This window comes from Limimaricola hongkongensis DSM 17492, assembly GCF_000600975.2.
GTDB classification, from domain to species: domain Bacteria; phylum Pseudomonadota; class Alphaproteobacteria; order Rhodobacterales; family Rhodobacteraceae; genus Limimaricola; species Limimaricola hongkongensis.
The window spans coordinates 25,493-47,163 of record NZ_KK088649.1; the positions used below are offsets into that span (position 1 = coordinate 25,493).

23 protein-coding genes are annotated in these 21,671 nt (G+C 67.6%); 7 read left to right on the forward strand and 16 right to left on the reverse strand.

Annotated elements, in window-relative coordinates:
• Positions 1-144: 144 nt before the first annotated feature.
• From ttcA to LOKHON_RS02090, 7 genes are all read left to right on the forward strand, one after another.
• Positions 145-993, forward strand: a complete 849-nt coding sequence (ttcA, locus tag LOKHON_RS02060; protein ID WP_017928056.1) for a tRNA 2-thiocytidine(32) synthetase TtcA — start codon at positions 145-147, stop codon at positions 991-993.
• 117 nt (positions 994-1,110) lie between these two features.
• Entirely contained in the window at positions 1,111-1,341 is a 231-nt protein-coding gene (locus LOKHON_RS02065) for a hypothetical protein (RefSeq protein ID WP_051585564.1), read from the forward strand.
• Between the two features lie 29 nt (positions 1,342-1,370).
• Positions 1,371-2,636: a putative bifunctional diguanylate cyclase/phosphodiesterase gene (locus tag LOKHON_RS02070; RefSeq protein WP_051585567.1), complete on the forward strand. Its 1,266-nt coding sequence runs from the start codon at positions 1,371-1,373 to the stop codon at positions 2,634-2,636.
• A gap of 136 nt (positions 2,637-2,772) precedes the next feature.
• Complete coding sequence (gene yidC / locus LOKHON_RS02075; RefSeq protein ID WP_017928054.1) at positions 2,773-4,614, forward strand: membrane protein insertase YidC; 1,842 nt, start codon at positions 2,773-2,775, stop codon at positions 4,612-4,614.
• Positions 4,615-4,619: 5 nt separating this feature from the next.
• Complete coding sequence (gene yihA, locus LOKHON_RS02080) at positions 4,620-5,270, forward strand: ribosome biogenesis GTP-binding protein YihA/YsxC (protein WP_017928053.1); 651 nt, start codon at positions 4,620-4,622, stop codon at positions 5,268-5,270.
• Between the two features lie 21 nt (positions 5,271-5,291).
• Positions 5,292-6,188 carry an acetylglutamate kinase gene (gene argB / locus LOKHON_RS02085; protein ID WP_081610562.1) on the forward strand — a complete coding sequence of 299 codons (897 nt, stop codon included), beginning with the start codon at positions 5,292-5,294 and terminating at the stop codon, positions 6,186-6,188.
• Positions 6,185-6,679, forward strand: a complete 495-nt coding sequence (locus LOKHON_RS02090; protein ID WP_017928051.1) for a SixA phosphatase family protein — start codon at positions 6,185-6,187, stop codon at positions 6,677-6,679. The genes argB and LOKHON_RS02090 overlap by 4 nt, the downstream gene beginning before the upstream one ends.
• Positions 6,680-6,748: 69 nt before the next feature.
• Here LOKHON_RS02090 and LOKHON_RS02095 read toward each other — a convergent pair whose 3' ends face one another.
• The 16 genes from LOKHON_RS02095 to secY form a co-directional block, all read right to left on the reverse strand.
• Positions 6,749-7,540: an amino acid ABC transporter ATP-binding protein gene (locus tag LOKHON_RS02095; protein ID WP_017928050.1), complete on the reverse strand. Its 792-nt coding sequence runs from the start codon at positions 7,538-7,540 to the stop codon at positions 6,749-6,751.
• 10 nt (positions 7,541-7,550) lie between these two features.
• Positions 7,551-8,867, reverse strand: a complete 1,317-nt coding sequence (locus LOKHON_RS02100; protein ID WP_017928049.1) for an amino acid ABC transporter permease — start codon at positions 8,865-8,867, stop codon at positions 7,551-7,553.
• 1 nt (position 8,868) lies between these two features.
• On the reverse strand, positions 8,869-10,401 hold the full coding sequence (locus tag LOKHON_RS02105; RefSeq protein WP_017928048.1) for an amino acid ABC transporter permease: 1,533 nt from the start codon (positions 10,399-10,401) through the stop codon (positions 8,869-8,871).
• A 136-nt stretch (positions 10,402-10,537) separates the two neighbouring features.
• Positions 10,538-11,557, reverse strand: coding sequence for an amino acid ABC transporter substrate-binding protein (locus tag LOKHON_RS02110; RefSeq protein WP_017928047.1), 1,020 nt, complete (start codon positions 11,555-11,557; stop codon positions 10,538-10,540).
• Positions 11,558-11,827: 270 nt separating this feature from the next.
• Positions 11,828-12,535 carry an ATP12 family chaperone protein gene (locus LOKHON_RS02115; RefSeq protein WP_017928046.1) on the reverse strand — a complete coding sequence of 236 codons (708 nt, stop codon included), beginning with the start codon at positions 12,533-12,535 and terminating at the stop codon, positions 11,828-11,830.
• Positions 12,532-13,206 carry an HAD-IA family hydrolase gene (locus tag LOKHON_RS02120; RefSeq protein ID WP_017928045.1) on the reverse strand — a complete coding sequence of 225 codons (675 nt, stop codon included), beginning with the start codon at positions 13,204-13,206 and terminating at the stop codon, positions 12,532-12,534. Before LOKHON_RS02120 ends, LOKHON_RS02115 begins: the two co-directional genes overlap by 4 nt.
• Entirely contained in the window at positions 13,203-14,261 is a 1,059-nt protein-coding gene (locus tag LOKHON_RS02125) for an RluA family pseudouridine synthase (protein WP_017928044.1), read from the reverse strand. Before LOKHON_RS02125 ends, LOKHON_RS02120 begins: the two co-directional genes overlap by 4 nt.
• Positions 14,258-14,611 carry a fluoride efflux transporter FluC gene (locus LOKHON_RS02130; protein ID WP_026147429.1) on the reverse strand — a complete coding sequence of 118 codons (354 nt, stop codon included), beginning with the start codon at positions 14,609-14,611 and terminating at the stop codon, positions 14,258-14,260. The genes LOKHON_RS02125 and LOKHON_RS02130 overlap by 4 nt, the downstream gene beginning before the upstream one ends.
• A gap of 108 nt (positions 14,612-14,719) precedes the next feature.
• Positions 14,720-16,072 (reverse strand): replication-associated recombination protein A, encoded by a 1,353-nt coding sequence (locus LOKHON_RS02135; protein ID WP_017928042.1) that lies wholly within the window; start codon positions 16,070-16,072, stop codon positions 14,720-14,722.
• 86 nt (positions 16,073-16,158) lie between these two features.
• A complete protein-coding gene (locus tag LOKHON_RS02140; RefSeq protein WP_017928041.1) occupies positions 16,159-16,770 on the reverse strand; it encodes an autoinducer binding domain-containing protein in 612 nt (203 codons plus the stop codon).
• Between the two features lie 153 nt (positions 16,771-16,923).
• Positions 16,924-17,343, reverse strand: coding sequence for a 50S ribosomal protein L17 (rplQ, locus tag LOKHON_RS02145; protein ID WP_017928040.1), 420 nt, complete (start codon positions 17,341-17,343; stop codon positions 16,924-16,926).
• A 108-nt stretch (positions 17,344-17,451) separates the two neighbouring features.
• Positions 17,452-18,468: a DNA-directed RNA polymerase subunit alpha gene (locus LOKHON_RS02150; protein WP_017928039.1), complete on the reverse strand. Its 1,017-nt coding sequence runs from the start codon at positions 18,466-18,468 to the stop codon at positions 17,452-17,454.
• A gap of 115 nt (positions 18,469-18,583) precedes the next feature.
• Positions 18,584-18,976, reverse strand: coding sequence for a 30S ribosomal protein S11 (gene rpsK, locus LOKHON_RS02155; RefSeq protein ID WP_017928038.1), 393 nt, complete (start codon positions 18,974-18,976; stop codon positions 18,584-18,586).
• Positions 18,977-18,988: 12 nt separating this feature from the next.
• A complete protein-coding gene (rpsM, locus tag LOKHON_RS02160) occupies positions 18,989-19,357 on the reverse strand; it encodes a 30S ribosomal protein S13 (protein ID WP_026147428.1) in 369 nt (122 codons plus the stop codon).
• A 211-nt stretch (positions 19,358-19,568) separates the two neighbouring features.
• Entirely contained in the window at positions 19,569-20,231 is a 663-nt protein-coding gene (locus LOKHON_RS02165) for an adenylate kinase (RefSeq protein WP_026147427.1), read from the reverse strand.
• A 2-nt stretch (positions 20,232-20,233) separates the two neighbouring features.
• Positions 20,234-21,607: a preprotein translocase subunit SecY gene (gene secY / locus LOKHON_RS02170; RefSeq protein WP_026147426.1), complete on the reverse strand. Its 1,374-nt coding sequence runs from the start codon at positions 21,605-21,607 to the stop codon at positions 20,234-20,236.
• Positions 21,608-21,671: the final 64 nt, after the last annotated feature.

Consider the following 21,671-nt stretch of genomic DNA (forward strand, 5'->3'; position numbering starts at 1 on the left):
TCCCTTGCCGATCCGGCGGCCCGTGCCGCCTGTCGGGGCCAACAGGTTCGGGCCAAAAGGCGTTCCCTCGCCCCGGGCCGGTGCGACCTTTCCTCGCGCGCGCGCCCGTGGCATATCCGCGCCGATCCAGCGAAAGGTCCGGCCATGCTCGACGACGCCCAAGACGCCCAAGACGACATCCACCCGCTCTTTGCCGGGGCGCCCAAGACGACCGAGTTCCGCAAGCTGCGCAAGCGGATCATCCGCGACACCCGCGAGGCGATCGAGAAATACGGCATGGTCGAGCGCGGCGCGCGCTGGCTGGTCTGCCTGTCGGGCGGCAAGGACAGCTACACGCTTCTGGCCGCGCTGACCGAACTGCAATGGCGCGGTCTCTTGCCGGTGGAGATCCTCGCCTGCAACCTCGACCAGGGCCAGCCGGGCTTTCCGGCGACCGTGCTGCCCGAGTTTCTCGAACGCATGAAGGTGCCGCACCGGATCGAGTATCAGGACACCTATTCCATCGTCATGGACAAGGTGCCGCAGGGCCGGACCATGTGCGCGCTGTGCTCGCGGCTGCGCCGCGCCAATCTCTACCGCGTCGCGCGCGAGGAGGGCTGCTCGGCGGTGGTGCTGGGCCATCACCGCGACGACATGCTGGAAACCTTCTTTCTCAACCTGTTCCACGGCGGCAAGATCGCGACCATGCCGCCCAAGCTGGTCAATGACGAAGGCGACCTGTTCCTCTACCGCCCGCTCGCCCACGTGGCCGAGGCCGATTGCGAGAAATTCGCGAACGCGATGAACTATCCGATCATTCCCTGCGACCTCTGCGGCAGCCAGGACGGGCTGCAACGCCAGCAGATCAAGCAGATGATCGACCAGTGGGAAAGAAACGCGCCGGGGCGGCGGCAGAAGATGTTCGTCGCGCTGAGCCAGGTCCGGCCAAGCCACATGCTCGACCCGGCGCTGTTCGATTTTGCCGGGCTCGGCTTGGGCGCAGGCGGCGACTGAGGCAATTCTAACGATTTGCCGCCCGTCCGTTAACGCCCCGATCAGATCGTCTTTCTAGCCTGTGGATCGAGGTTGGGCGCGGCTGCGCGCCCCGCCACCCGCGGGATGGATGCACTGATGCGCAGCACGGCTCGAAACCTTCCACTGCACGATCGCGGCCCGGCGCGCGCCTGGCTCGGGCAGCTGGCCCGATCCACCGGCCCCGCTCTCGCGCCGATGCTGCTTCTCGGTGCGCTCATCCTCGGGGGCGCTCTTGGCATGGCGCTGGTGGTCGCCGCGCTGCCGCTCACGGTGGCCAGCGCGGTGGGCCGGCCGATCCTGTCGCGCGGCGGGCCGCGCGATCGCTGACCGGGCTGGGCGACCGGGCCTCGTTGACCATGGCGCTCGACCGGATGCTGCATCGCACGGCCGGGGGCCGGAGCGTGGCGGCGATGGCGATCGAGATCGACGCCTTCAAGCAGCTCGAACAGCGCCACGACCGCGCCGCGGTCGAACAGGTGCTGCGCATCGTGGGCGAACGGCTTCAGGACGGGCTGCGCGGGGATGACGCGCTGTCGCGGCTCGACGGCCCCTGCTTTGGCATCGCCCTCGTCTCGGACCACAAGCTGGATCTCGACAGCGTGATCCAGCTGGGCCAGCGGCTGCAACAGGCGGTCTCGGACCCGATCGAGATCGGCGAGGCGCAGGTCTATGCAACCGTTTCGGTCGGTTTCGCGCTGGCGCTGCGCCTGCAGCAGCCCGGCGGCACCGAATTGCTGCAGGCGGCGACGCTGGCGCTGATCGAGGCGCAGCGCCGCGGCGCGGCCACGATCCGCAGCTACTCCCGGGCCATGCAGCACCGCATCAGCACCCGCAACAACCTGTGCGACGAAATTTCGGCGGCGCTCGATCGCGGCGACCTCACCGCCTATTACCAGCCGCAGGTGTCGATCCGCGACGGCCGCATCACCGGGGTCGAGGCGCTGGCCCGCTGGCACCACCCCGACCGCGGCCTGATTCCGCCCGCCGAATTCCTGCCGGTGATCGAACAGGCCGGGCTGATGGGGCGCCTGGGCGAAATCATGGTGCAGGACGGGCTCAACGCGCTGCGCCTGTGGGATGCGGCGGGGCTGAGCGTGCCGCAGGTCGCGGTCAATTTCTCGCAAAGCGAGCTGGCCGACCCCAAACTCATCGACCGTCTCGCCTGGGAGCTCGACCGCTTCGACCTCTCCCCCGACCGGCTGGTGATCGAGGTGCTGGAAACGGTGGTGGCGCATCGCCTCGAGGACGTGGTGGTGCGCAACCTGTCGGGTCTCGCCGGGCTGGGCTGCCGGCTCGATCTCGACGATTTCGGCACCGGCCACGCCGCGATCACCTCGATCCGGCGGTTTTCGATCCAGCGCATCAAGATCGACCGCTCCTTCGTCAGCCGGATCGACACCGATCCCGAGCAACAGAAGATGGTCTCGGCCATCCTGACCATGGCCGACCGGCTCGGAATCGAAACCCTGGCGGAAGGGGTCGAAACCCAAGCCGAGCGCGAGATGCTGGCCAGGCTCGGCTGCGGCCATGTGCAGGGTTTCGGCATCGCCCGCCCGATGCCGCGCCCCGAAACCGAAGCCTGGCTTCGCAGCTTCGAGGCGCAGCCGCGCCGGGCCGTTTGACGCCGCTTTCGGCCCCATGGCACCCGGCGCGCCCCGCCGCGGCACCCCGCCGCCGAAGGCAAAAGAGCTTGACCTTCGGACCACCGCCCTGTTGAACCGCCACTGACCTTTTCCCGGCGATCCGAGGCGGCTTTTCATGGACGATCAGAACAAGAACCTGGTCCTGGCGACGGTGCTCAGCCTGGTGGTGATCCTGGGCTGGTTCCTCATCTTCCCGCCAGAGGAGCAGGCCCCCTCGCACGAGGCAGACGCGGTTTCCAGCGCACCGGCCGGGGATCTCACCCCCGGCGCGACCGGCGACACCGCGACTGGCGGCAGCACCGCACAGGCCGCAGCCGCGGCGCAGGACGCGCCGCGCGTCACCGTCGAAACGCCGAGCCTGACCGGTTCGCTGTCGCTGCTCGGGGGCCGGATCGACGATCTGTCGCTGACCGGATACCAGGAGACGCTCGACCCCGAGAGCCCGCTGGTGCGGCTGCTCTCCCCGGTCGGCAGCGAGACGCCCTATTACGCCGTCTGGGGCTGGGCCCCGGTGGGCGGCACCACCACCGCCCTGCCCGGCCCGGACACGCTGTGGACGCTGGAGGACGGCGACACGCTGACCCCCGACACCCCGGTGACGCTGGCATGGGACAACGGCGACGGCCTGATCTTCCGCCGCACCGTCTCGGTCGACGAAAAATTCATGTTCGACATCGAGCAGACCGTCGAAAACACCACCGACACGCCCGTCACCCTCGCCCCCTACGGCTTTGTCGCCCGCCATGGCGAGCCCGACACGCAGGGCTTCTTCATCCTGCACGAGGGCGTGGTGCGGATGACCGACGGCACGCTCGAAGAGATCGACTACGACGACATGCCCGATCTCGAACCCGATGCGCGCGGCGCGGGCCGGGTCGACGTGGCCGAGGTCACCGAGAACGGCTGGACCGGTTTCACCGACAAGTACTGGATGACCACGCTCATCCCCGAGCCGGCCACCTCGTTCCGCTCGGTGGTGCGCTATTCCGACCGCTCCGAGATCTACCAGACCGACGCCGTGCTGCCCGCGATCGAGGTGGCCCCCGGCGCGACCGCGACCTCCGACACCCGCCTGTTCGCGGGCGCCAAGGAATGGGAGGCGATCCAGGGCTACCAGAACGAAGGCGGCATCGCGGGCTTCGTCGACAGCATCGACTGGGGCTGGTTCTTCTTCCTGACCAAGCCGATCTTCATCCTGCTGCACTTCCTCAACGGGGTGATCGGCAACATGGGCTGGGCGATCGTGGCGCTGACGCTGATCCTCAAGGCGATCGTGTTCCCGCTGGCCTACCGCTCCTATGTCTCGATGGCCAAGATGAAGGAGCTGCAGCCCGAGATGGAGGCGCTCAAGGAGCGCGCCGGCGACGACCGCCAGGAGCTGCAAAAGGGCATGATGAAGCTCTACAAGGACAACAAGGTGAACCCGGCTTCGGGCTGCCTGCCGATCCTGCTGCAGATCCCGATCTTCTTCTCGCTCTACAAGGTGATCTTCGTCACCATCGAGCTGCGTCACGCCGAATGGTTCGGCTGGATCCGCGACCTGTCGGCCCCCGACCCGTCCTCGATCCTCAACCTGTTCGGCCTGCTGCCCTTCGCCGCCCCCGAGCCGTCGAGCCTGCTCGCGATCATCTCGCTGGGCGTGCTGCCGATCCTGCTGGGCATCTCGATGTGGCTGCAGCAGAAGCTGAACCCCGCCCCCACCGACCCGACCCAGAAGATGGTCTTCGCGTGGATGCCGTGGGTCTTCATGTTCATGCTGGGCAACTTCGCCAGCGGTCTCGTGCTCTACTGGATCACCAACAACACCGTGACCTTCATCCAGCAATACGCCATCATGCGCAGCCACGGCGCCAAGCCGGACGTGTTCGGCAACATCAAGTCGGGCTTCAAGCGCAAGAAGGTCGCCGAGGCGAAGGCCGCCAAGGCCGCCAACACGCCCGGAAAGCCGAAGAAATGAGCGCCATGCAGATGAGCTTTCCCGAGGCCGCCCCGCCGGAGCCTTCCGAGGCCGAGGCGGGGCGGCTTCTGTTCGCCGGCGAGGTCGAGTTTCTCAAGGGCGTGGTCGCCATGTCCGGCCTGCCGCCCGCCGACCGGCTGGAGGTCTGCTTCGCGGGCCGCTCCAACGTGGGCAAGTCGTCGCTGATCAACGCGCTGACGGGCCGAAAGGCCATCGCGCGCGCCTCGAACACGCCGGGCCGGACGCAGGAGATCAACTTCTTCACCGCCGCCGACAGCCATTACATCGTCGACCTGCCGGGCTATGGCTTTGCCAACGCGCCCGTCGCCGTGGTCGAGAAATGGCAGCGGCTGCTGAAGCAGTATCTCTCGGGCCGCCCGACCCTGCGCCGCGCCTTCGTTCTGATCGACGCGCGCCACGGCGCCAAGAAGGTCGACGAGGAGATCATGGCCCTGCTCGACCGCGCGGCGGTGCCGTTCCAGGTCGTGATGACCAAGATCGACAAGGTGAAGAAAAGCGAGCTGGACCAGAGCCTCGGCCTGACCCGCGCCGCGCTGGCCAAGCACCCCGCCGCCTATCCCGAGCTGGTCTTGACCAGCTCCGAGAAGGGCGATGGGATCGAAACGCTTCGTGCCATCGTCGCGGGGCTGTCCTGACGCATTGAACAGGGGCCTCTGATGAGGACGCAGACCATGGACCGAGACTGGATCGCCACCGCCAAGACCCTCTCCGAGGCCCTGCCCTACCTGCAGCGCTATTCCGGCGCGGTCGTGGTGGTGAAATTCGGCGGCAACGCCATGGGCGACGCCGCGGCGATGGCCGAGTTCGCCCGCGACATCGTGCTGATGCGGCAGGTCGGGGTGAACCCGGTCGTGGTGCATGGCGGCGGGCCGATGATCAACGAGATGCTCGGCAAGCTCGGCATCGAATCGCGCTTCGTGCGCGGCAAGCGCGTCACCGACCAGGCCACCGTCGAGGTGGTCGAAATGGTGCTGACCGGCCTCGTCAACAAGCGCATCGTGCAGGCGATCATGGATGAGGGCGGCCGCGCCGTCGGGCTGTCGGGCAAGGATGACGACCTGATGGTGGCCGAGGCCGACGACCCCGAGCTGGGCTTCGTGGGTCGCCCGGTGGAGATGAACGTGCAGGTGCTGCGCGACCTGTTCGAGGCGGGCATCATCCCCGTCGTCGCCCCGGTCGCCACCGGCATGGACCCCAACGAGACCTTCAACGTCAACGGCGACACCGCCGCCGGCGCGATCGCGGGCGCGCTGCAGGCCGACCGCCTGCTGCTTTTGACCGACGTCTCCGGCGTCAAGGACGCCTCCGGCGAGGTGGTCACGCAGCTTTCGCCCGAACAGGTCCGCCAGATGACCGCCGACGGCATCATCGCCGGTGGCATGATCCCCAAGACCGAAACCGCGCTCGCCGCGCTGGACGAGGGCGTGCGCGCGGTGGTGATCCTCGACGGGCGGCTGCCCAATGCCGCGCTTCTGGAATTGTTCACCGAACATGGCGCGGGCTCGATCATCCGCTCGACCGAGAGCAGCATGAAGCCGCGCGGCGCGGCATGAGCCTCAAGCTCGTCCTGATCCGGCACGCCAAGTCCGACTGGGGCGATTCGGGTCAGCGCGACCATGCCCGCCCGCTGGCCGCGCGCGGCCGCCGCGACGCGCCGCGCATGGCCGCCTGGCTGGCCGAGGGCGGCCATGTGCCCGAACTGGTGCTGTGCTCGGACGCCACCCGCACGCGCGAGACGATCGACCTGATGCAGGCCGCATGGCCGACCCCGCCCGCGATCCGCCACGAGCCCATGCTCTACGCCGCCCCGCCGCGCCAGCTTCGGCAGGCGCTGCACGGCGCCGACGCCCGCAGCGTCGCGCTGGTCGCGCACAACCCCGGCATCGGCCGCCTCGCCGCCGAGCTGGCCGAGAGCGCCCCGGCGCATCCGCGCTTTCACGACTACCCGACCTGCGCCGTCACGGTGCTGGAATTCGATGCAAGGGACTGGTCGGCCATCGGCAAGGGCCGCGTCGCGGGCTTCGCCATCCCCGCCGATCTCTGACCGCGAAAAGGGGGCCGCTGTCGCGCCCCCCCTTCCCGACCTTGTTCTTCAAATACGCAGGATCCGCGCTCAGTGGCCGAGGATCTGGCTCAGGAACAGCTTGGTCCGGTCGGATTTCGGTGCCTTGAAGAAGGCCTCCGGCTCGTTCTGCTCGACGATCTGGCCCTGGTCCATGAAGATCACGCGGTTGGCGACCTGCCGCGCAAAGCCCATCTCGTGGGTCACGCAGAGCATGGTCATGCCCTCCTCGGCGAGCTCGATCATCGTGTCGAGCACCTCCTTGATCATCTCGGGGTCGAGCGCCGAGGTCGGCTCGTCGAACAGCATGATCCGCGGCTTCATGCACAGGCTGCGCGCGATCGCCACGCGCTGCTGCTGGCCGCCCGAAAGCTGGCCGGGATATTTGTGCGCCTGCTCGGGGATCTTCACCTTTTCGAGGAAATGCATCGCGATCTCCTCGGCCTCGCGCTTGGGCGTCTTGCGGACCCAGATCGGCGCGAGGGTGCAGTTCTCGAGGATGGTCAGATGCGGAAAGAGGTTGAAGTGCTGAAAGCACATGCCGACCTCGGAGCGGATCTTGTCGATGTTCTTGAGGTCCGAGGAAAGCTCGGTCCCGTCGACGACGATCCGTCCTGCCTGATGCTCCTCCAGCCGGTTGATGCAGCGGATCAGCGTCGATTTGCCCGATCCCGAGGGCCCGCAGATCACGATCCGCTCGCCGCGATAGACGGTAAGATCGATGTCGCGCAGCACGTGGAACGCGCCGTACCACTTGTTCATGTCAGAGATTTCGATCGCGACCTCGTCGGAGACCTGCATGTGGCTGCGATCGATGGTGCGGGCGGTGGTGGTGTCGGTCATCACACCCTCCTTACTTGTGGCCGCGCTGGAGCTTTTTCTCCAGGTACAGCGAATAGCGGGACATGCTGAAGCAGCAGATGAAGAACAGCAGGCCGATGAAGACGAAAAGCTCCCAGTAGATGCCGTTCCACTCGACCGAGGCGCGGATCGCGTTCGACAGGCCGATCGGGTCGAACAGCCCGATGAACACCACCAGCGTCGTGTCCTTGAACAGGCCGATGAAGGTGTTGACGATGCCGGGGATCGAGATCTTGAGCGCCTGCGGCAGGATGATCAGCCGCATCGCCTTCCAGTAGTCGAGCCCGAGCGCGTCGGCCGCCTCGTACTGGCCCTTGGGCAGCGCCGCGAGACCGCCGCGCACGACCTCGGCGATATAGGCCGCGGCGAACAGCGTCACCATGATGATGACCCGCAGCATCAGGTCGAAATTGGTGCCCGGCGGCAGGAAGTAGTTCAGCAGCAACGAGGCGGTGAACAGCCAGACGATCAGCGGCACGCCGCGGATGATCTCGATGAAGCCCACGGAGATCTTGTTGATGATGAACAGGTCCGACTGCCGGCCCAGCGCCAAGAGGATGCCCAGCGGCAGCGACAGGATGATGCCCGCGATGCCGATGATGAAGGACAGCATGAAGCCGCCGAAATCCTGGCTCGGCACGTATTCGATGGAAAGCGCCACCGCCTGTTCCAGCTCGCGCGCCAGCGGACCGGCGCTGTAGAGCCAGTAGATGACCGGCAGCAGCGCCGCGACGATCACCGCCACGAGGTTGCCCGCGAGCGGCGCCAGCGCCCGCCACGCGGCCCAGCCCAGCACGAAGCCCAGGCCGACGGAAACCGGGAACCAGACCGAGCCGCCCCAGAGCAGCCAGAACATGACGAAGGGCGACAGCGCCGTGAACCACAGCGCCCGGCGCGGCATCTGCGCGAACAGCACCGGCGCGATGGCGGCAAGGAAGATCACCAGCGCCAGCACCGGCCGCCAGTAAAGCTCGCGCGGGTAGAAGCCGAACATCAGCTGCTGCCAGCGGTCGCCCAGCACCGCCCAGCAGGCGGCGGAGCTGCCCTCGCCCATCGTGGCGTTGCGGATCTCGCGGCATTCGGAGAGCGAGCCCGCGTTCCAGATGCCGTTGAAGACCCATGGCATGGTGTGCGCCAGCGCCCACCAGATCACGTAGAGCGACACCAGCGTCAGCAGGATGTTGAGCCAGCCCGAGAACAGGTTCTCGCGCAGCCAGAGCACGGCGCCGCGATTGCCGGTCGGCGGGGGCGATTGCGGGATCATGCTCTCGCGCACGAAGGAGACGGTCTGTGCGTGCGTGTCCGACATCTCAGCGCTCCTTCAGCTTCACGCGGGAATTGTAGAGGTTCATGGCGCTCGAAATGATCAGGCTGGTCACGAGGTAGAACAGCCCCAAGAGCAGCATCCCCTCCAGCTCCTTGCCGGTCTGGTTGATGGTGATGCCGCCCAGCGTCGATCTCACATCCATGTAGCCCACCGCGATCGCCAGCGACGAGTTCTTGGTGAGGTTGAGATATTGCGAGATCATCGGCGGGATGATGACCCGCAGCGCCTGCGGCAGGATCACCAGCCGCATGGTGCGCGACGGCTTGATGCCGAGCGCGAAGGCCGCCTCGGTCTGCCCCTTGGAGACCGACAGGATGCCGCCGCGCACGTTCTCGGCGATGAAGGCGCCGGTATAGAGCGACAGCGCCAGCCACAGCGCGATCAGCGAGTTCCTGAGCTGCAGCCCGCCCTCGAAGTTGAAGCCGCCCAGCACCGGGCGCTCGAACTCGACCGGCAGGCCGCGCGCGATGTCCTCCGACAGCGCCACGGCGCCCGCGGGCACGGTGGCCGGATCGGTGCCGCCGGGCAGCGACAGGATGTTGCAGCGCCCGGCCTCGGCGGCGGCGATGGCGGCGGCGCCGTCGGCCACCGGCACGAGGTTGAAACGGGCCTCGCCCGCGCGCATCAGGCGGCGCAGGTTCAGCGCCTCGGTCGAGCCGGGCACGGCGCAGACGTTGAGCCCCTGCGCGCCGGGACCGGCGGTGAAATCGGCCAGGCTCATATTCGCCTCGGCGCCGACCGCATAGACCGGCAGCCGCTCGCGGCCCGTCGTCGCCGACAGCGCGAGAAAGGCCAGCGCGGTCGGCACGATCAGCAGGCCCAGCGTGCCCCAGCCGATCGGCAGGATGCGACCGGTCTGCTCCTGCACCTTGTGGGCGTGGCGGCGCCAGACATAGATGCCGACGAGCGAAACGAGAAACACCGCCAGCAGGATGCCCGCGCCCGCGCCCCAGAACGGGGCCGGGATGAACACGCCGCGATTGGTGATGGCGACGCTGTCGCCAAGGATCATCGCCGCGTCGCCGCCGTCGCGGAAATCGCGCGGCTGCGGCGTCGATTCGGTCATCAGCGCAAAGATCAGCAGGATCCACAGCAGGACGGGGATGTTGCGGAAGCCCTCGACATAGACCGCCATCAGGTTGGCGACGATCCAGTTCTTGGACAGGCGCAGCACGCCCGCGAGCACGCCGACCACGGTGGCGAGCGCGCAGCCCAGCACCGCGATCAGCAGCGTGTTGAGAATGCCGACCAGCGCGGCCCGGCCATGGCTCGACGCGCTGTCGTATTCGACCAGCCGCTGGTTGATGTCGTAGCCCGCGCGCTGGCCGAGAAAGCCGAAATCGAAATCCTTGCCGAGCGCGGAGAGGTTGGCGATCGTGTTCGACACCAGCCAGCTCAGCCCCAGCATCAGGGCGATGAAAGCGATCACCTGAATGGTCAGGGAGCGGTAGCGCGTGTCGTAGATGAGCTGGCTAGGCCGAAACCCGGCCTTCGGAACATCCGAGGTCGTTGTCATGTAATGGTCCCCGTTGGTCCCCCCGCGCCGGCCTCGCGCCGGTTGCTCCGGCTGCGCCCAGATCGGGGGAAAAGGCGGCGCTTGGCGCCTTGTCCTTCGTTGGTGGAGAGGGGCGCGAACGCCCCTCCCGGAATGCTTAGCGGAACGGCGGCGCGTAGATCAGGCCGCCATTGGTCCACTGCGCGTTGAGCCCGCGCGCGAGACCGATCGGGGTGTTCTCGCCGATGTTCTTCTCGAAGATCTCGCCGTAGTTGCCCCCAGCGGCGATCGCGTTCTTGGCCCAGTCGTTCCCCAGACCGATCATCGCGCCGAGCTCGCCCTCGGTGCCCAGCAGGCGGTTCACTTCGGGGTTGGTGCCCGGCGCCGCCGACAGCTCGTCGACATTGGCCGAGGTCACGCCGAATTCCTCGGCCGCGACCAGCGCGTTGAGCGTCCAGCGCACGACGTCGCCCCATTCGTTGTCGCCATGGCGCACGAGCGGGCCGAGCGGCTCCTTGGAGATGATCTCGGGCAGGATCACGTGATCGCCCGGGTTCTCGAAGGTGGCGCGGGTCGCGGCGAGACCCGACGCGTCGGTGGTATAGGCGTCGCAGGCCCCGGCGAGGTACTGCTGCTGCGCCTCGGCGTTGGTCTCGACCGGCACGGGCTCGTAGCTGATGTTGTTGTTGCGGAAGAAGTCCGCGAGGTTCAGCTCGGTGGTGGTGCCGGTCTGGATGCAGACGGTGGCGCCGTCGAGATCCTTGGCCGAGGACACGCCCAGCGCGGTCGGCACGAGGAAGCCCTGACCGTCATAGTAGTTGACGCCGGCGAAATCGAACTTGAGATCGGTATCGCGCGAGAAGGTCCAGGTGGTGTTGCGCGCCAGCATGTCGATCTCGCCCGAGGCCAGCGCGGTAAAGCGGGTCTGGCCGGTGGTGGGCACGAAGTTGACGGCCGTGGGATCGCCCAGAACGGCGGCCGCGACGGCGCGGCAGACGGAAACGTCGAAGCCTTCCCAGACGCCGTTGGCGTCGGGCGCGCCAAAGCCGGCAAGGCCGGTCACGACGCCACAGTTCAGCTCGCCGCGCTCCTTGACATCGTCGAGCGTGGCGGCTTGCGCCGCTCCGGCAACGAGACCGGTGACGGTCAGGGCGCCGAAGAGTACGGATTTCTTCATGAATTACCTCTTCCTGTGTCGCAGCCCCTCTTGGCGGGGGCGGCTTTCTCGTGCCGCGACGCGAGACGCCACGACGGAATGCAAGGATCGAAACGACCCCGACGGCGCCAGTTGGGCAATCTTTCGCCATCAGGTCAAGGGTCGGCCCATGTCAGGCCCATGTCACCTTACGGCGCGAACGCCGGGTCAGCCCGGTTTGCATGCGAACCGCACGCGAAAGGGGCGGCACCGCGCGGCACCGCCCCTTTTCCAGCCCCGCAGGAAACCGGCTCAGCCCAGCAGCGTCCAGAACCGCGCCGCGTCGAGAAAGGCCGCGCGCTTGCGCTGTGCCAGCGCCTCGGCCTCGTCATCGACGCCCCATTGCTCGATCTGCCACTCCTCGTCGAGCCGCGACAGCCGCCATGCCTCCTGCGGGTCGAGCCGCCCTTCGGTGACGGCAAAGGCCAGCACCAGCGATCCCGACAGCGCCACGAGATCGTGAAAGGCCGAGAGCGCGAAGGGCTCCATCGCGTGGACCGGCGCCCCCAGGCGCTCCAGCGCCGCCGCGTCCTGCGCCACCGGCATGATGCCCGCCGTCACGGCCAGCCGCGCGTCGAACCGCGTCGCGGCCCAGTCGAGCAGCGGGTCCCATTCGGCCGCCTGCCGCGCCACCAGCTCGGCCGGGCCCTCGGCGCGGTAGCACAGCATGTCGGAGCCGCCATAGGCGGCCAGCATCCCGGCCACCTCGGCGCGGGTCGCCGTCACCTTGTCGATGGCGGAATTGGCGGTGCGGGTCGCGGGCATGGCGCCAGGGTCGATCCGCTCCTCCTGCGCCTGCCACTCGGCGGCCACCGCCTCGGCGAGCGCCCGCGTCGGCAGCACCAGCGCCGCCTTGGCCGGGGTGCGCACCGGCCGCCCGTCGAGCAGCACCTGCCAGCCGCCCTCGGCGGGGGCGGCGCTGGCCGCCTTCCAGAACCGCTTGGCTTTCCAGTCGCTCATGAATTCGTCTCCGTCAGCTCGTCGAGGGCGGGGGCGAGCCCGGCCCAGTCGTGAATGATGCGGTCGGCGGACAGCCCCGCCGCCGGTTGGTAGCCCCAGCCCACGCCGATCGAGGCGATCCCGGCGGCACGCGCCATCTCGACGTCGAAGCGGGTGTCGCCCACCATCACCGCGCGGGCGCGTGCCACGCCGGTCTCGTCGAGCGCGGCGCGGATCATCGCCGGGTGCGGCTTGGACGGGTGGTCATCGGCGGTCTGGCGGCTGTGAAACAGCCCCTCCAGCCCATGCGCCTCGATCAACCGGTCGAGCCCGCGCCGCGATTTGCCCGTGGCGACGGCCAGCAGCGTGAAAGGCTCGCCCGCCAGCCGGTCGAGCGCCGCGCGCGCGCCGGGATAGAACGGGCTGCTTTCGGCCCCGTGCGCCTGCCGCAGATCGGCATAGGCGGCACAGTAGCTGGCGATCATGCGGGCGCGGACGTCCTGCCCCTGCGCGCCCGCGAGCCGCAGAAAGGTTTCGGGCAGCGACAGCCCCACCCCCGACAGCACCCGCTCGCGCGGCGGCACGGCGAGCCCCTCGGCGGCGAAGGCCGCCGCCATCGCCGCGAGAATGTCGCGCTGGCTGTCGACGAGCGTGCCGTCGACATCGAAGATCACCAGCCGCGGTTCGGTCATCCGTCGAGTTCGTCCGGGTCGAACGGGTCCATCGGCGCGTCGCGCGTGTCCCAGCCGAAGAAATCCCATGTCCGCTCCATGTGGTCGGGCAAGGGCGCGACGAGCTGCAGGATCGCCTTGGTCACCGGATGCTCGATCTTCAGCGAACGGGCATGCAGGTGCAGCTTGCGGTCGATCTCCGCGCCCAGCCCCGCGCCCCAGCCATCGCCGAGGTTTTCCTGCCCCGACCCGCCATATTTGCCGTCGCCGACCACCGGGTGCCCCAGCTCGGCCATATGCGCGCGCAGCTGGTGCGTGCGCCCTGTGACCGGCACCAGCGCCATCCACGCCACCCGCTGGCCCAGCGCGCTCAGCGTCGCGAAATCGGTCACGGCGCGCTTGGCGCCCGGCGTCTTGTCGACCTCCGCGGGGTGGATGCACTGCATCTTCTCGCCCTCGCCGCCCTTGCCGTGGCCCATCGCCTTGACGAGCCCGTACTTGATGGTGCCCGCGCGCGGCTGCGGCACGCCGGCGACGGCGGCCCAGTAGATCTTGCGCGTCTCGCGATGCTTGAGATTCTCGGTCAGCCCCTTGGCGGCGGTGCGGGTCCGCGCGAGCAGCAGCACGCCCGATGTATCCTTGTCGAGCCGGTGCACCAGCCGCGGCTTGTCCTCGAAGCCGTCGCGCAGCGCCTCGGCGAGACCATCCACGTGTTTCGCCACGCCCGACCCGCCTTGGGTCGGCAGGCCCGCGGGCTTGTTGATGGCGATGATGTGCTCGTCGCGGTAGATCACGCAGCCACGGATCATCTCCGCGTCCTTCTTCGAGATCTGGGAGCGATCCACCGGACGGCTTTCGACCTCATGCGCCTCCGGGATCGGGGGCACCCGCACGCTTTGCCCGACCTCGAGCCGGGTCGCGGGCTTCACGCGCCCGCCCTCGACCCGCAGCTCGCCCTTGCGGCACATCTTTTCGATCCGGGTCTGGACGAGGTGTGGGAAGCGCCGCTTGAGCCAGCGGTCGAGCCGCTGGTCGCCTTCGTCCGGTCCGACGGTGATGGTCTGCACGCCGCTCATGAGAGGCTCCTTGCGATCCAGAGGCCCGAAGCGCAGGCCATGATTGAGAGAATGACCGATCCCGCCACATAGGCCAGCGCCGCGGCGCCGCGCCCCGCCTCCGCCAGCCTGAGCGCATCGAGCGAAAAGGCCGAAAAGGTGGTGAACCCGCCCAAAAGCCCGGTGACGAGCAGCGGCGCCAGCTGCGCGGCGCGCCCTTCGAGCAGCACCCACAGCGCGCCGATGGCGAGGCTTCCGGTCACGTTCACGGCGAGCGTGCCCATCGGAAAGGCCACGGCCTGCCCCACGAGAAATCGCAGGCTCGCGCCCGTGGCGCCGCCCATGGCCACCAATGCAAGGGATGTCATCATCCGCGCGGTGTCGTTGGGCCTGCTCCGCTTGTCAAGCGCCCTGCCCTTTCACCATTCCCCAAATACGCCGGGGGAGGCCGCAGGCCGGGGGCAGCGCCCCCTGCCCGGCTACCGCCCCTCGCCGCGCCTGCGCTTTTCGCGCAGCCCGGCGAAAAACTCGACCCGCCGGTGCAGTTCGCGCTCATGACCGCGATCGACGGGGGTGTAATAGACCGGGCGCTTCATCGTCTCGGGAAAATAGTTCTGCCCCGAAAACGCGTCCTCGGCGTCGTGGTCGTAATCATAGCCCTTGCCGTAGCCCTGATCCTTCATCAGCCGGGTCGGCGCGTTGAGAATATGCTTGGGCGGCGGCTCCGAACCGGTCTTGCGCGCCTCGGCGAGCGCCGCCTTGAAGGCCGCGTAACCGGCATTGGATTTCGGCGCGAGCGCGAGGTAGATCACCGCCTGCCCCAATGCCAGATCGCCTTCGGGCGAGCCCAGCCGCTCGTAGGTTTCCCACGCATGCAGGCAGATCGTCTGCGCCTGCGGATCGGCGAGCCCGATATCCTCGATCGCCATGCGGGTGATGCGCCGCGCGAGATAGCGCGGGTCTTCGCCGCCCACCAGCATCCGCCCCAGCCAGTAGAGCGCGGCGTCGGGGTCGGAGCCGCGCACCGATTTGTGCAGCGCCGAGATCAGGTTGTAATGCTCGTCGCCCGACTTGTCGTATTTCGCGGCCCGCTTCATCAGCCGCGTGGTCAGCGCCTCGACCCCGAGCCGGGTGTCGGTCTTCCACGCCGCCACCTGTTCGATCAGGTTCAACAGCGCCCGCCCGTCGCCATCGGCCATGTCCAGAAGCGCCTCGCGCGCCGCCCCGTCGAGCGGCAGCGGGCGGCCCATCTCGGCCTCGGCGCGCTGGGCGAGCCGTTCGAGATCGGCCAAGTCGAGCCGGGTCAGCACCAGCACCTGCGCCCGGCTCAGAAGCGCGGCGTTCAGCTCGAAGGACGGGTTCTCGGTGGTCGCGCCCACCAGAAGGATCGTCCCGTCCTCCATATGCGGCAGGAAGCCGTCCTGCTGCGCCTTGTTGAAACGGTGGATCTCGTCGACGAACAAAAGCGTCGCCCGCCCCTGCCCGCGCCGAAGCTTGGCGGCTTCGAATACCTTCTTGAGGTCCGCGACCCCGGTGAAGATCGCGCTGACCTGCACGAAGGCGAGATCGCTCGCATCGGCCAGCAGCCTTGCGATGGTGGTCTTGCCCACCCCCGGCGGCCCCCACAGGATCAGCGAGGACAGCGACCCCGCCTCGAGCATGGCGCCCAAGGGCGCCTGCGCGCCAAGCACCTGCTCCTGACCGATCACCTCGTCGAGGCTGCGCGGCCGGAGCCGGTCGGCCAGCGGCCTATGCCCGGCAGGCTCCGGCGCGGCCTTTGCGCGAGGCCGCTCGGGTTGCAGATCGGGCATGTTATCGAACAGATCGGCCATGCCCCAAATCTAGTACGCCTGTGGATAAGTGCCAAGGGATTTAGTATCCCTGCCGAAATCTGGGGGGCGGACTGGCGGATCGGCGCCTAGAGCAGGCGATAATCCCGCGCCCGCTGCACGGCTTCGGTGGTGGTCCGTGCCAGCAGGGTCGAGCGGGCCGAGGCCAGCCGCGCCTTGAGCGCGCTTTCCGAGATCCCGAGCTTGGCGGCGGCGGCGGCGTGGCGGTCGCCTTCGGCGATGCAGCGCAGCGCCTCGACCTGCGCGCGGCTCAGCGATTTGGGCGGCTCGGTGATCTCGTGCAACTGCAGCACCAGCCGTTCGAACTCGGCGATCTCGGCATCGGTGAATTCGCGATCCGCGCGGCAGGCCGAGGCGATGCTGCGCGACTGCATCGGGCCGCAGGAGACGGCAAAGCCATAGACCATGCCGAAGCTGCGCGCCTGCCCGAAGATGTCGAAGGGATCGGGGATCTCGATCTCGCTCCAGCGGCAGGAGCCGGTGGTGGAAAAGCCCCATGCGATGACCGGGTCGCGCAGCGCATAGGCTTCCTCGGTATAGCGCTTCATCCATTCCTCGGGAAAGGCCTGGTGGCTGAGCAGCGGCACCGCGAAGCGAAAATGCAGCGCGAAGAAGAACCCGCCCGGCGAAAGCGCGGCGAGCTTGCGCGTCTGAAAATCGATACCGGAGGTAAGGGACATGGCTGCCTTGGAACTCTATGCGATGACGGTCGCGTTCCATTATGCCCCAAACCAGACCTATCGAAAGGTACAAGTCCTTGGCATGGGAGCATTAAAAGCGAAAACGCCCCACTCTTTGGGAGTGAGGCGCTACGCTTTGGGGTTGGTCCCCTATCACTCCGCGGCGGCGTCTTCCGCTTCGAGCCGGGCGCGGTCGGACGCGCCCTTGGCGTCGACGTCGCGGTCGACGAACTCGATGATCGCCATCGGCGCCATGTCGCCATAGCGGAAGCCGGCCTTCAGCACGCGGACATAGCCGCCCTGACGCTCGGCGTAGCGCGGCCCGAGGATCTCGAACAGCTTGGCGACATGCGCGTCCTGCTTGAGCTGCGCCGCGGCCTGGCGGCGGGCATGCAGGTCACCGCGCTTGCCGAGCGTGACGAGCTTCTCGATCACGCGGCGCAGGTCTTTCGCCTTGGGCAGCGTGGTCTTGATCTGCTCGTGCTCGATCAGCGAGCCGGCGAGGTTCGAGAACAGCGCCTTGCGGTGCTCGTGGGTACGGTTCAGGCGGCGGTAGCCACTTCCATGACGCATTGGGTTTCTCCTTTAGCGTTTTGCTTTGTCCGGCAGCCGATGCGTGTCGACCGCTCTCCTTGGGGCGAGATGCCCGGTGCGGGGAGGGTCGCCCCTCCCCGACTTGTCTCAGAACTGGTCTTCGAATTTCTTGGCCAGATCCTCGATGTTGTCCGGCGGCCAGTCCTCGACGTCCATGCCGAGATGCAGGCCCATGCCCGAAAGCACTTCCTTGATCTCGTTGAGCGACTTGCGGCCGAAGTTCGGGGTGCGGAGCATCTCGGCTTCGGTCTTCTGGATCAGGTCGCCGATATAGACGATGTTGTCGTTCTTCAGGCAGTTCGCCGAACGCACCGAAAGCTCGAGCTCGTCGACCTTCTTGAGCAGCAGCGGGTTGAACTCCAGCCCGTCGTCGAGCGCGCCGGCCGAGGCCGATTCCGGCTCGTCGAAGTTGACGAAGATCGACAGCTGGTCCTGCAGGATGCGCGCGGCATAGGCCACGGCGTCGTCGGGCGTCAGCGAGCCGTCGGTCTCGACCTTCATGGTCAGCTTGTCATAGTCGAGCACCTGCCCCTCGCGGGTCGGCTGCACGTCGTAGGACACCTTCTTGACCGGCGAATAGATGGCGTCGATGGCGATCATGCCGATCGGCGCGTCCTCGGGCTTGTTGCGGTCGGCCGCGACATAGCCCTTGCCGGTGTTGACGGTCAGCTCCATGTAGAGCGACGCGCCATCGTCGAGGTGGCAGATCACGTGATCCTTGTTGAGGATCTCGATGCCCGCAGATTCGGAAATGTCACCGGCGGTGACGACGCCGGGGCCGGTCGCCTGGACGGAGAGCCGCTTGGGGCCTTCGACTTCCATGCGGATCGACACGCCCTTGAGGTTGAGCACCACGTCGGTCACGTCTTCGCGGACGCCCGAGATCGAGGAGAACTCGTGCAGGACATTGTCGATCTGGACGGAGGTGATGGCCGCGCCCTGCAGCGACGACATCAGCACGCGGCGCAGCGCGTTGCCGAGCGTCAGGCCGAAGCCACGCTCCAGCGGCTCGGCGACGACGGTGGCCTGCCGGGCGGGGTCGTTGCCGGGGCGGACGTCGAGCTGCGTCGGTTTGATCAGCTCGGCCCAATTCTTGTGGATCATGCGTCCCTCCATTCCTGTCCGCGCTCCATGGTCCCGAAGAGCCGGACGCCCGAGGTTTCAAAATGACGGATCGGGGCCGCGCAGACAGGCGCGGCCCCGGATAGGTGGTTCTGGTTCAGACGCGGCGGCGCTTCGGCGGGCGGCAGCCGTTATGGGCGATCGGCGTCACGTCGCGGATCGACGTGATGTTGAAGCCGACGGCGGCCAGCGCGCGCAGCGCGCTCTCGCGGCCCGAACCGGGGCCCTGCACTTCGACCTCGAGCGTCTTGACGCCGTGGTCCTGCGCCTTGCGGCCCGCATCCTCGGCGGCCAGCTGGGCGGCGTAGGGGGTCGACTTGCGCGAGCCCTTGAAGCCCATGGTGCCGGCGGACGACCAGGAGATCGCGTTGCCCTGCACGTCCGAGATCAGGATCTTGGTGTTGTTGAACGAAGAGTTCACATGCGCCACGCCAGCGGCGATGTTCTTGGAGACCTTCTTCTTGCCTCCGCGACGGGTATCACGTGCCATCGAAGCGCCTCCTTATTTCTTCTTGCCGGCAATGGCCTTTGCGGGGCCTTTGCGGGTGCGTGCGTTGGTATGGGTGCGCTGGCCGCGGACCGGCAGGTTGCGACGGTGGCGCAGGCCACGGTAGCAGCCGAGATCCATCAGGCGCTTGATGTTCATCGTGGTCTCGCGACGCAGGTCGCCTTCCACGGTGAGGTTGGCGTCGATGTGCTCGCGGATCGACAGCACTTCGGCGTCGGACAGGTCGTTGACCCGGCGGGTGACGTCGATGCCGACGGCTTCGCAGATCTGGCGGGCGGTGGTGTCACCGATACCGGTGATGTAGGTGAGGGCGATCGGAACCCGCTTCGCGGTCGGGATGTTCACGCCGGCAATACGTGCCACGTTTTGCGTCCTTTCGTTGCGGCTCCGTTATGCCGGAGCCTTTTTTCACAACTGAGGCCCGGACGAACCGGGCCGCACTCTGCGAGGTGATCCGCGCCGGGACAGGAGCGACCCGCACACCGGCACGAAATGATTCCCTTGCGGGATGGGGCTGTCTATGGGCGGACGGGCAGAGGGTCAAGCCCCCTGCCCGCGCCACGCGATCGCCCGCTCAGGCGTCCTGGGTCTGCTGGCCCAGAAGACCCGCGATCTCGGCCGAAACCTCCTCGATCGCGGCAAGACCGTTGACGCTCTCGAGCTGGCCTTTGGCGTGGTAGTAGCCGATCAGCGGCGAGGTCTGCTTGTAATAGGCCAGAAGCCGGGTGCGCAGCGCGTCCTCGTTGTCGTCGGCGCGGCGCGTGATCTCGGTCGCGCCGCATTCGGCGCAGGCGCCGTCCGCCGGGATCGGCCGGGTCACGTCGTGATAGACCGCGCCGCAATTGGCGCAGGTGGCGCGGCCGGTGATGCGCGCGACCAGCACCTCGTCATCGACCCGCATCTCGATCACGTGGTCGAGGCTCTGGCCCAGCTCGTCGAGCAGCGCGGCCAGCGCGTCGGCCTGCGCCAGCGTGCGCGGGAAGCCGTCGAAGATATAGCCGCCGGCCTCCTTGCCCGAGGTGAGCTTTTCGCGGATCAGGCCGATGACGATCTCGTCGGTGACCAGCTCGCCGCGATCCATCACGTCGGCGACGCGGCGGCCCATCTCGGTGCCCGAGGAGCGGGCCTCGCGCAGCATGTCGCCGGTGGAGAGCTGGACCATGCCGCGCCCTTCGACCAGGCGCTTGGCCTGCGTGCCCTTGCCCGCCCCCGGCGGTCCCAGAAGAATGATGTTCACGGTCATCGGCGCGCGGGCCCCCTCGGCTTGGTCTTGTTGGTCTTGCCGCCGCGCCGCCCGCGCAGCTGCGATTTCTCGATCAGCCCCTCGTACTGATGCGCCAGAAGATGGCTCTGCACCTGCTGGATGGTGTCCATCCCGACCGACACGATGATCAGGATCGAGGTGCCGCCGAAATAGAACGGGATCGCCAGCTGGCTGCGCAGGATCTCGGGCAGCAGCGCCACCAGCGCCAGATAGGCCGAGCCGAGCACCAGGATCCGGTTGAGCACGTATTCCAGGTATTCGGAGGTGCGCTTGCCCGGACGGATACCGGGGATGAAGCCGTTCTGGTTCTTCAGGTTGTCGGCGACCTCATCGGTCTTGAACGCCACTTCACGGGTGTAGAAATAGGTGAAGAACACGATCATGCCGGCGAAGAAGATCAGGTAGAGCGGCTGGCCGGGCCCGAAATAGGCCAGGATCGTCGACATGACCGGCCCCGAGCTGCCGCCCGAAAAGGTCGACAGCGTGGTCGGCAGCAGCAAGAGCGCCGAGGCGAAGATCGCCGGGATCACGCCCGCCGGGTTCACCTTGATCGGCAGATGCGAAGAGCCGCCATCATAGACCTTCATGCCGACCTGTCGGCGCGGGTACTGGATGTGGATCTTGCGCAAGGAGCGCTCCATGAACACCACGAAGGTCAGCACGCCGACCACCATGGCGATCACCAGAAGGATCACCGCCGGGGAGATCGCGCCGGAACGGCCCTGGCTCAGGAATTGCGCGAGCGCGGCCGGGATCTCGGCGATGATGCCGACGAAGATGATCAGCGAGATGCCGTTGCCGATGCCGCGGGCGGTGATCTGCTCGCCCAGCCACATCAGGAACATGGTGCCGCCGACCAGCGTGATGATGCACGACGCGCGGAAGAACAGGCCCGGATCGGACACCAGATCGCCCGCCTCGAGCGACACGGCGAGGCCGTAGGCCTGGAAGGTCGCCAGCACCACGGTGAAGTAGCGGGTGTACTGGTTGATCTTCTTGCGGCCCTGCTCGCCCTCTTTCTTGAGCTGCTTGAGCGGCTCGTACATCGAGGCCATGAGCTGCACGATGATCGAGGCGGAGATGTAGGGCATGATGCCGAGGGCGAAGATGCCCATCCGGCTCAGGGCGCCACCTGTGAACATCGACAGGATGCCGCCGATGCCGGAGGCCGCGCCCTCCATGAAGTTGCGCAGCGCGGCGCCGTCGATCCCGGGAACCGGGATGAAGGTGCCGAGCCGGTAGACGATCAGGAGACCGATCGTGAAGAGGATCCGCTGACGGAGCTCGGTGGCCTTGCCGAAGGCCCCCCAGCTCATGTTGGCGGCCATCTGTTCTGCTGCTGATGCCATCGGGGCTCTCTTGTCATGTCAGCGCCGCCGGACCGGGATCTTCCGGTCGGCGGCGCGGGAACAG

Bases quoted from the DNA above. Each gene is read 5' to 3' on its own strand.
- LOKHON_RS02125 (WP_017928044.1), bottom strand. From the start codon at position 14,261: ATGAGCGGCGTGCAGACCATCACCGTCGGACCGGACGAAGGCGACCAG.
- LOKHON_RS02105 (WP_017928048.1), bottom strand. From the start codon at position 10,401: ATGACAACGACCTCGGATGTTCCGAAGGCCGGGTTTCGGCCTAGCCAG.
- rpsK (WP_017928038.1), bottom strand. From the start codon at position 18,976: ATGGCACGTGATACCCGTCGCGGAGGCAAGAAGAAGGTCTCCAAGAAC.
- yidC (WP_017928054.1), top strand. From the start codon at position 2,773: ATGGACGATCAGAACAAGAACCTGGTCCTGGCGACGGTGCTCAGCCTG.
- LOKHON_RS02120 (WP_017928045.1), bottom strand. From the start codon at position 13,206: ATGACCGAACCGCGGCTGGTGATCTTCGATGTCGACGGCACGCTCGTC.
- LOKHON_RS02100 (WP_017928049.1), bottom strand. From the start codon at position 8,867: ATGTCGGACACGCACGCACAGACCGTCTCCTTCGTGCGCGAGAGCATG.
- LOKHON_RS02095 (WP_017928050.1), bottom strand. From the start codon at position 7,540: ATGACCGACACCACCACCGCCCGCACCATCGATCGCAGCCACATGCAG.
- rplQ (WP_017928040.1), bottom strand. From the start codon at position 17,343: ATGCGTCATGGAAGTGGCTACCGCCGCCTGAACCGTACCCACGAGCAC.
- argB (WP_081610562.1), top strand. From the start codon at position 5,292: ATGAGGACGCAGACCATGGACCGAGACTGGATCGCCACCGCCAAGACC.
- secY (WP_026147426.1), bottom strand. From the start codon at position 21,607: ATGGCATCAGCAGCAGAACAGATGGCCGCCAACATGAGCTGGGGGGCC.
- LOKHON_RS02065 (WP_051585564.1), top strand. From the start codon at position 1,111: ATGCGCAGCACGGCTCGAAACCTTCCACTGCACGATCGCGGCCCGGCG.
- LOKHON_RS02090 (WP_017928051.1), top strand. From the start codon at position 6,185: ATGAGCCTCAAGCTCGTCCTGATCCGGCACGCCAAGTCCGACTGGGGC.
- LOKHON_RS02110 (WP_017928047.1), bottom strand. From the start codon at position 11,557: ATGAAGAAATCCGTACTCTTCGGCGCCCTGACCGTCACCGGTCTCGTT.
- LOKHON_RS02135 (WP_017928042.1), bottom strand. From the start codon at position 16,072: ATGGCCGATCTGTTCGATAACATGCCCGATCTGCAACCCGAGCGGCCT.
- LOKHON_RS02150 (WP_017928039.1), bottom strand. From the start codon at position 18,468: ATGATCCACAAGAATTGGGCCGAGCTGATCAAACCGACGCAGCTCGAC.
- LOKHON_RS02130 (WP_026147429.1), bottom strand. From the start codon at position 14,611: ATGATGACATCCCTTGCATTGGTGGCCATGGGCGGCGCCACGGGCGCG.
- LOKHON_RS02140 (WP_017928041.1), bottom strand. From the start codon at position 16,770: ATGTCCCTTACCTCCGGTATCGATTTTCAGACGCGCAAGCTCGCCGCG.
- yihA (WP_017928053.1), top strand. From the start codon at position 4,620: ATGCAGATGAGCTTTCCCGAGGCCGCCCCGCCGGAGCCTTCCGAGGCC.
- LOKHON_RS02115 (WP_017928046.1), bottom strand. From the start codon at position 12,535: ATGAGCGACTGGAAAGCCAAGCGGTTCTGGAAGGCGGCCAGCGCCGCC.
- LOKHON_RS02070 (WP_051585567.1), top strand. From the start codon at position 1,371: ATGGCGCTCGACCGGATGCTGCATCGCACGGCCGGGGGCCGGAGCGTG.
- ttcA (WP_017928056.1), top strand. From the start codon at position 145: ATGCTCGACGACGCCCAAGACGCCCAAGACGACATCCACCCGCTCTTT.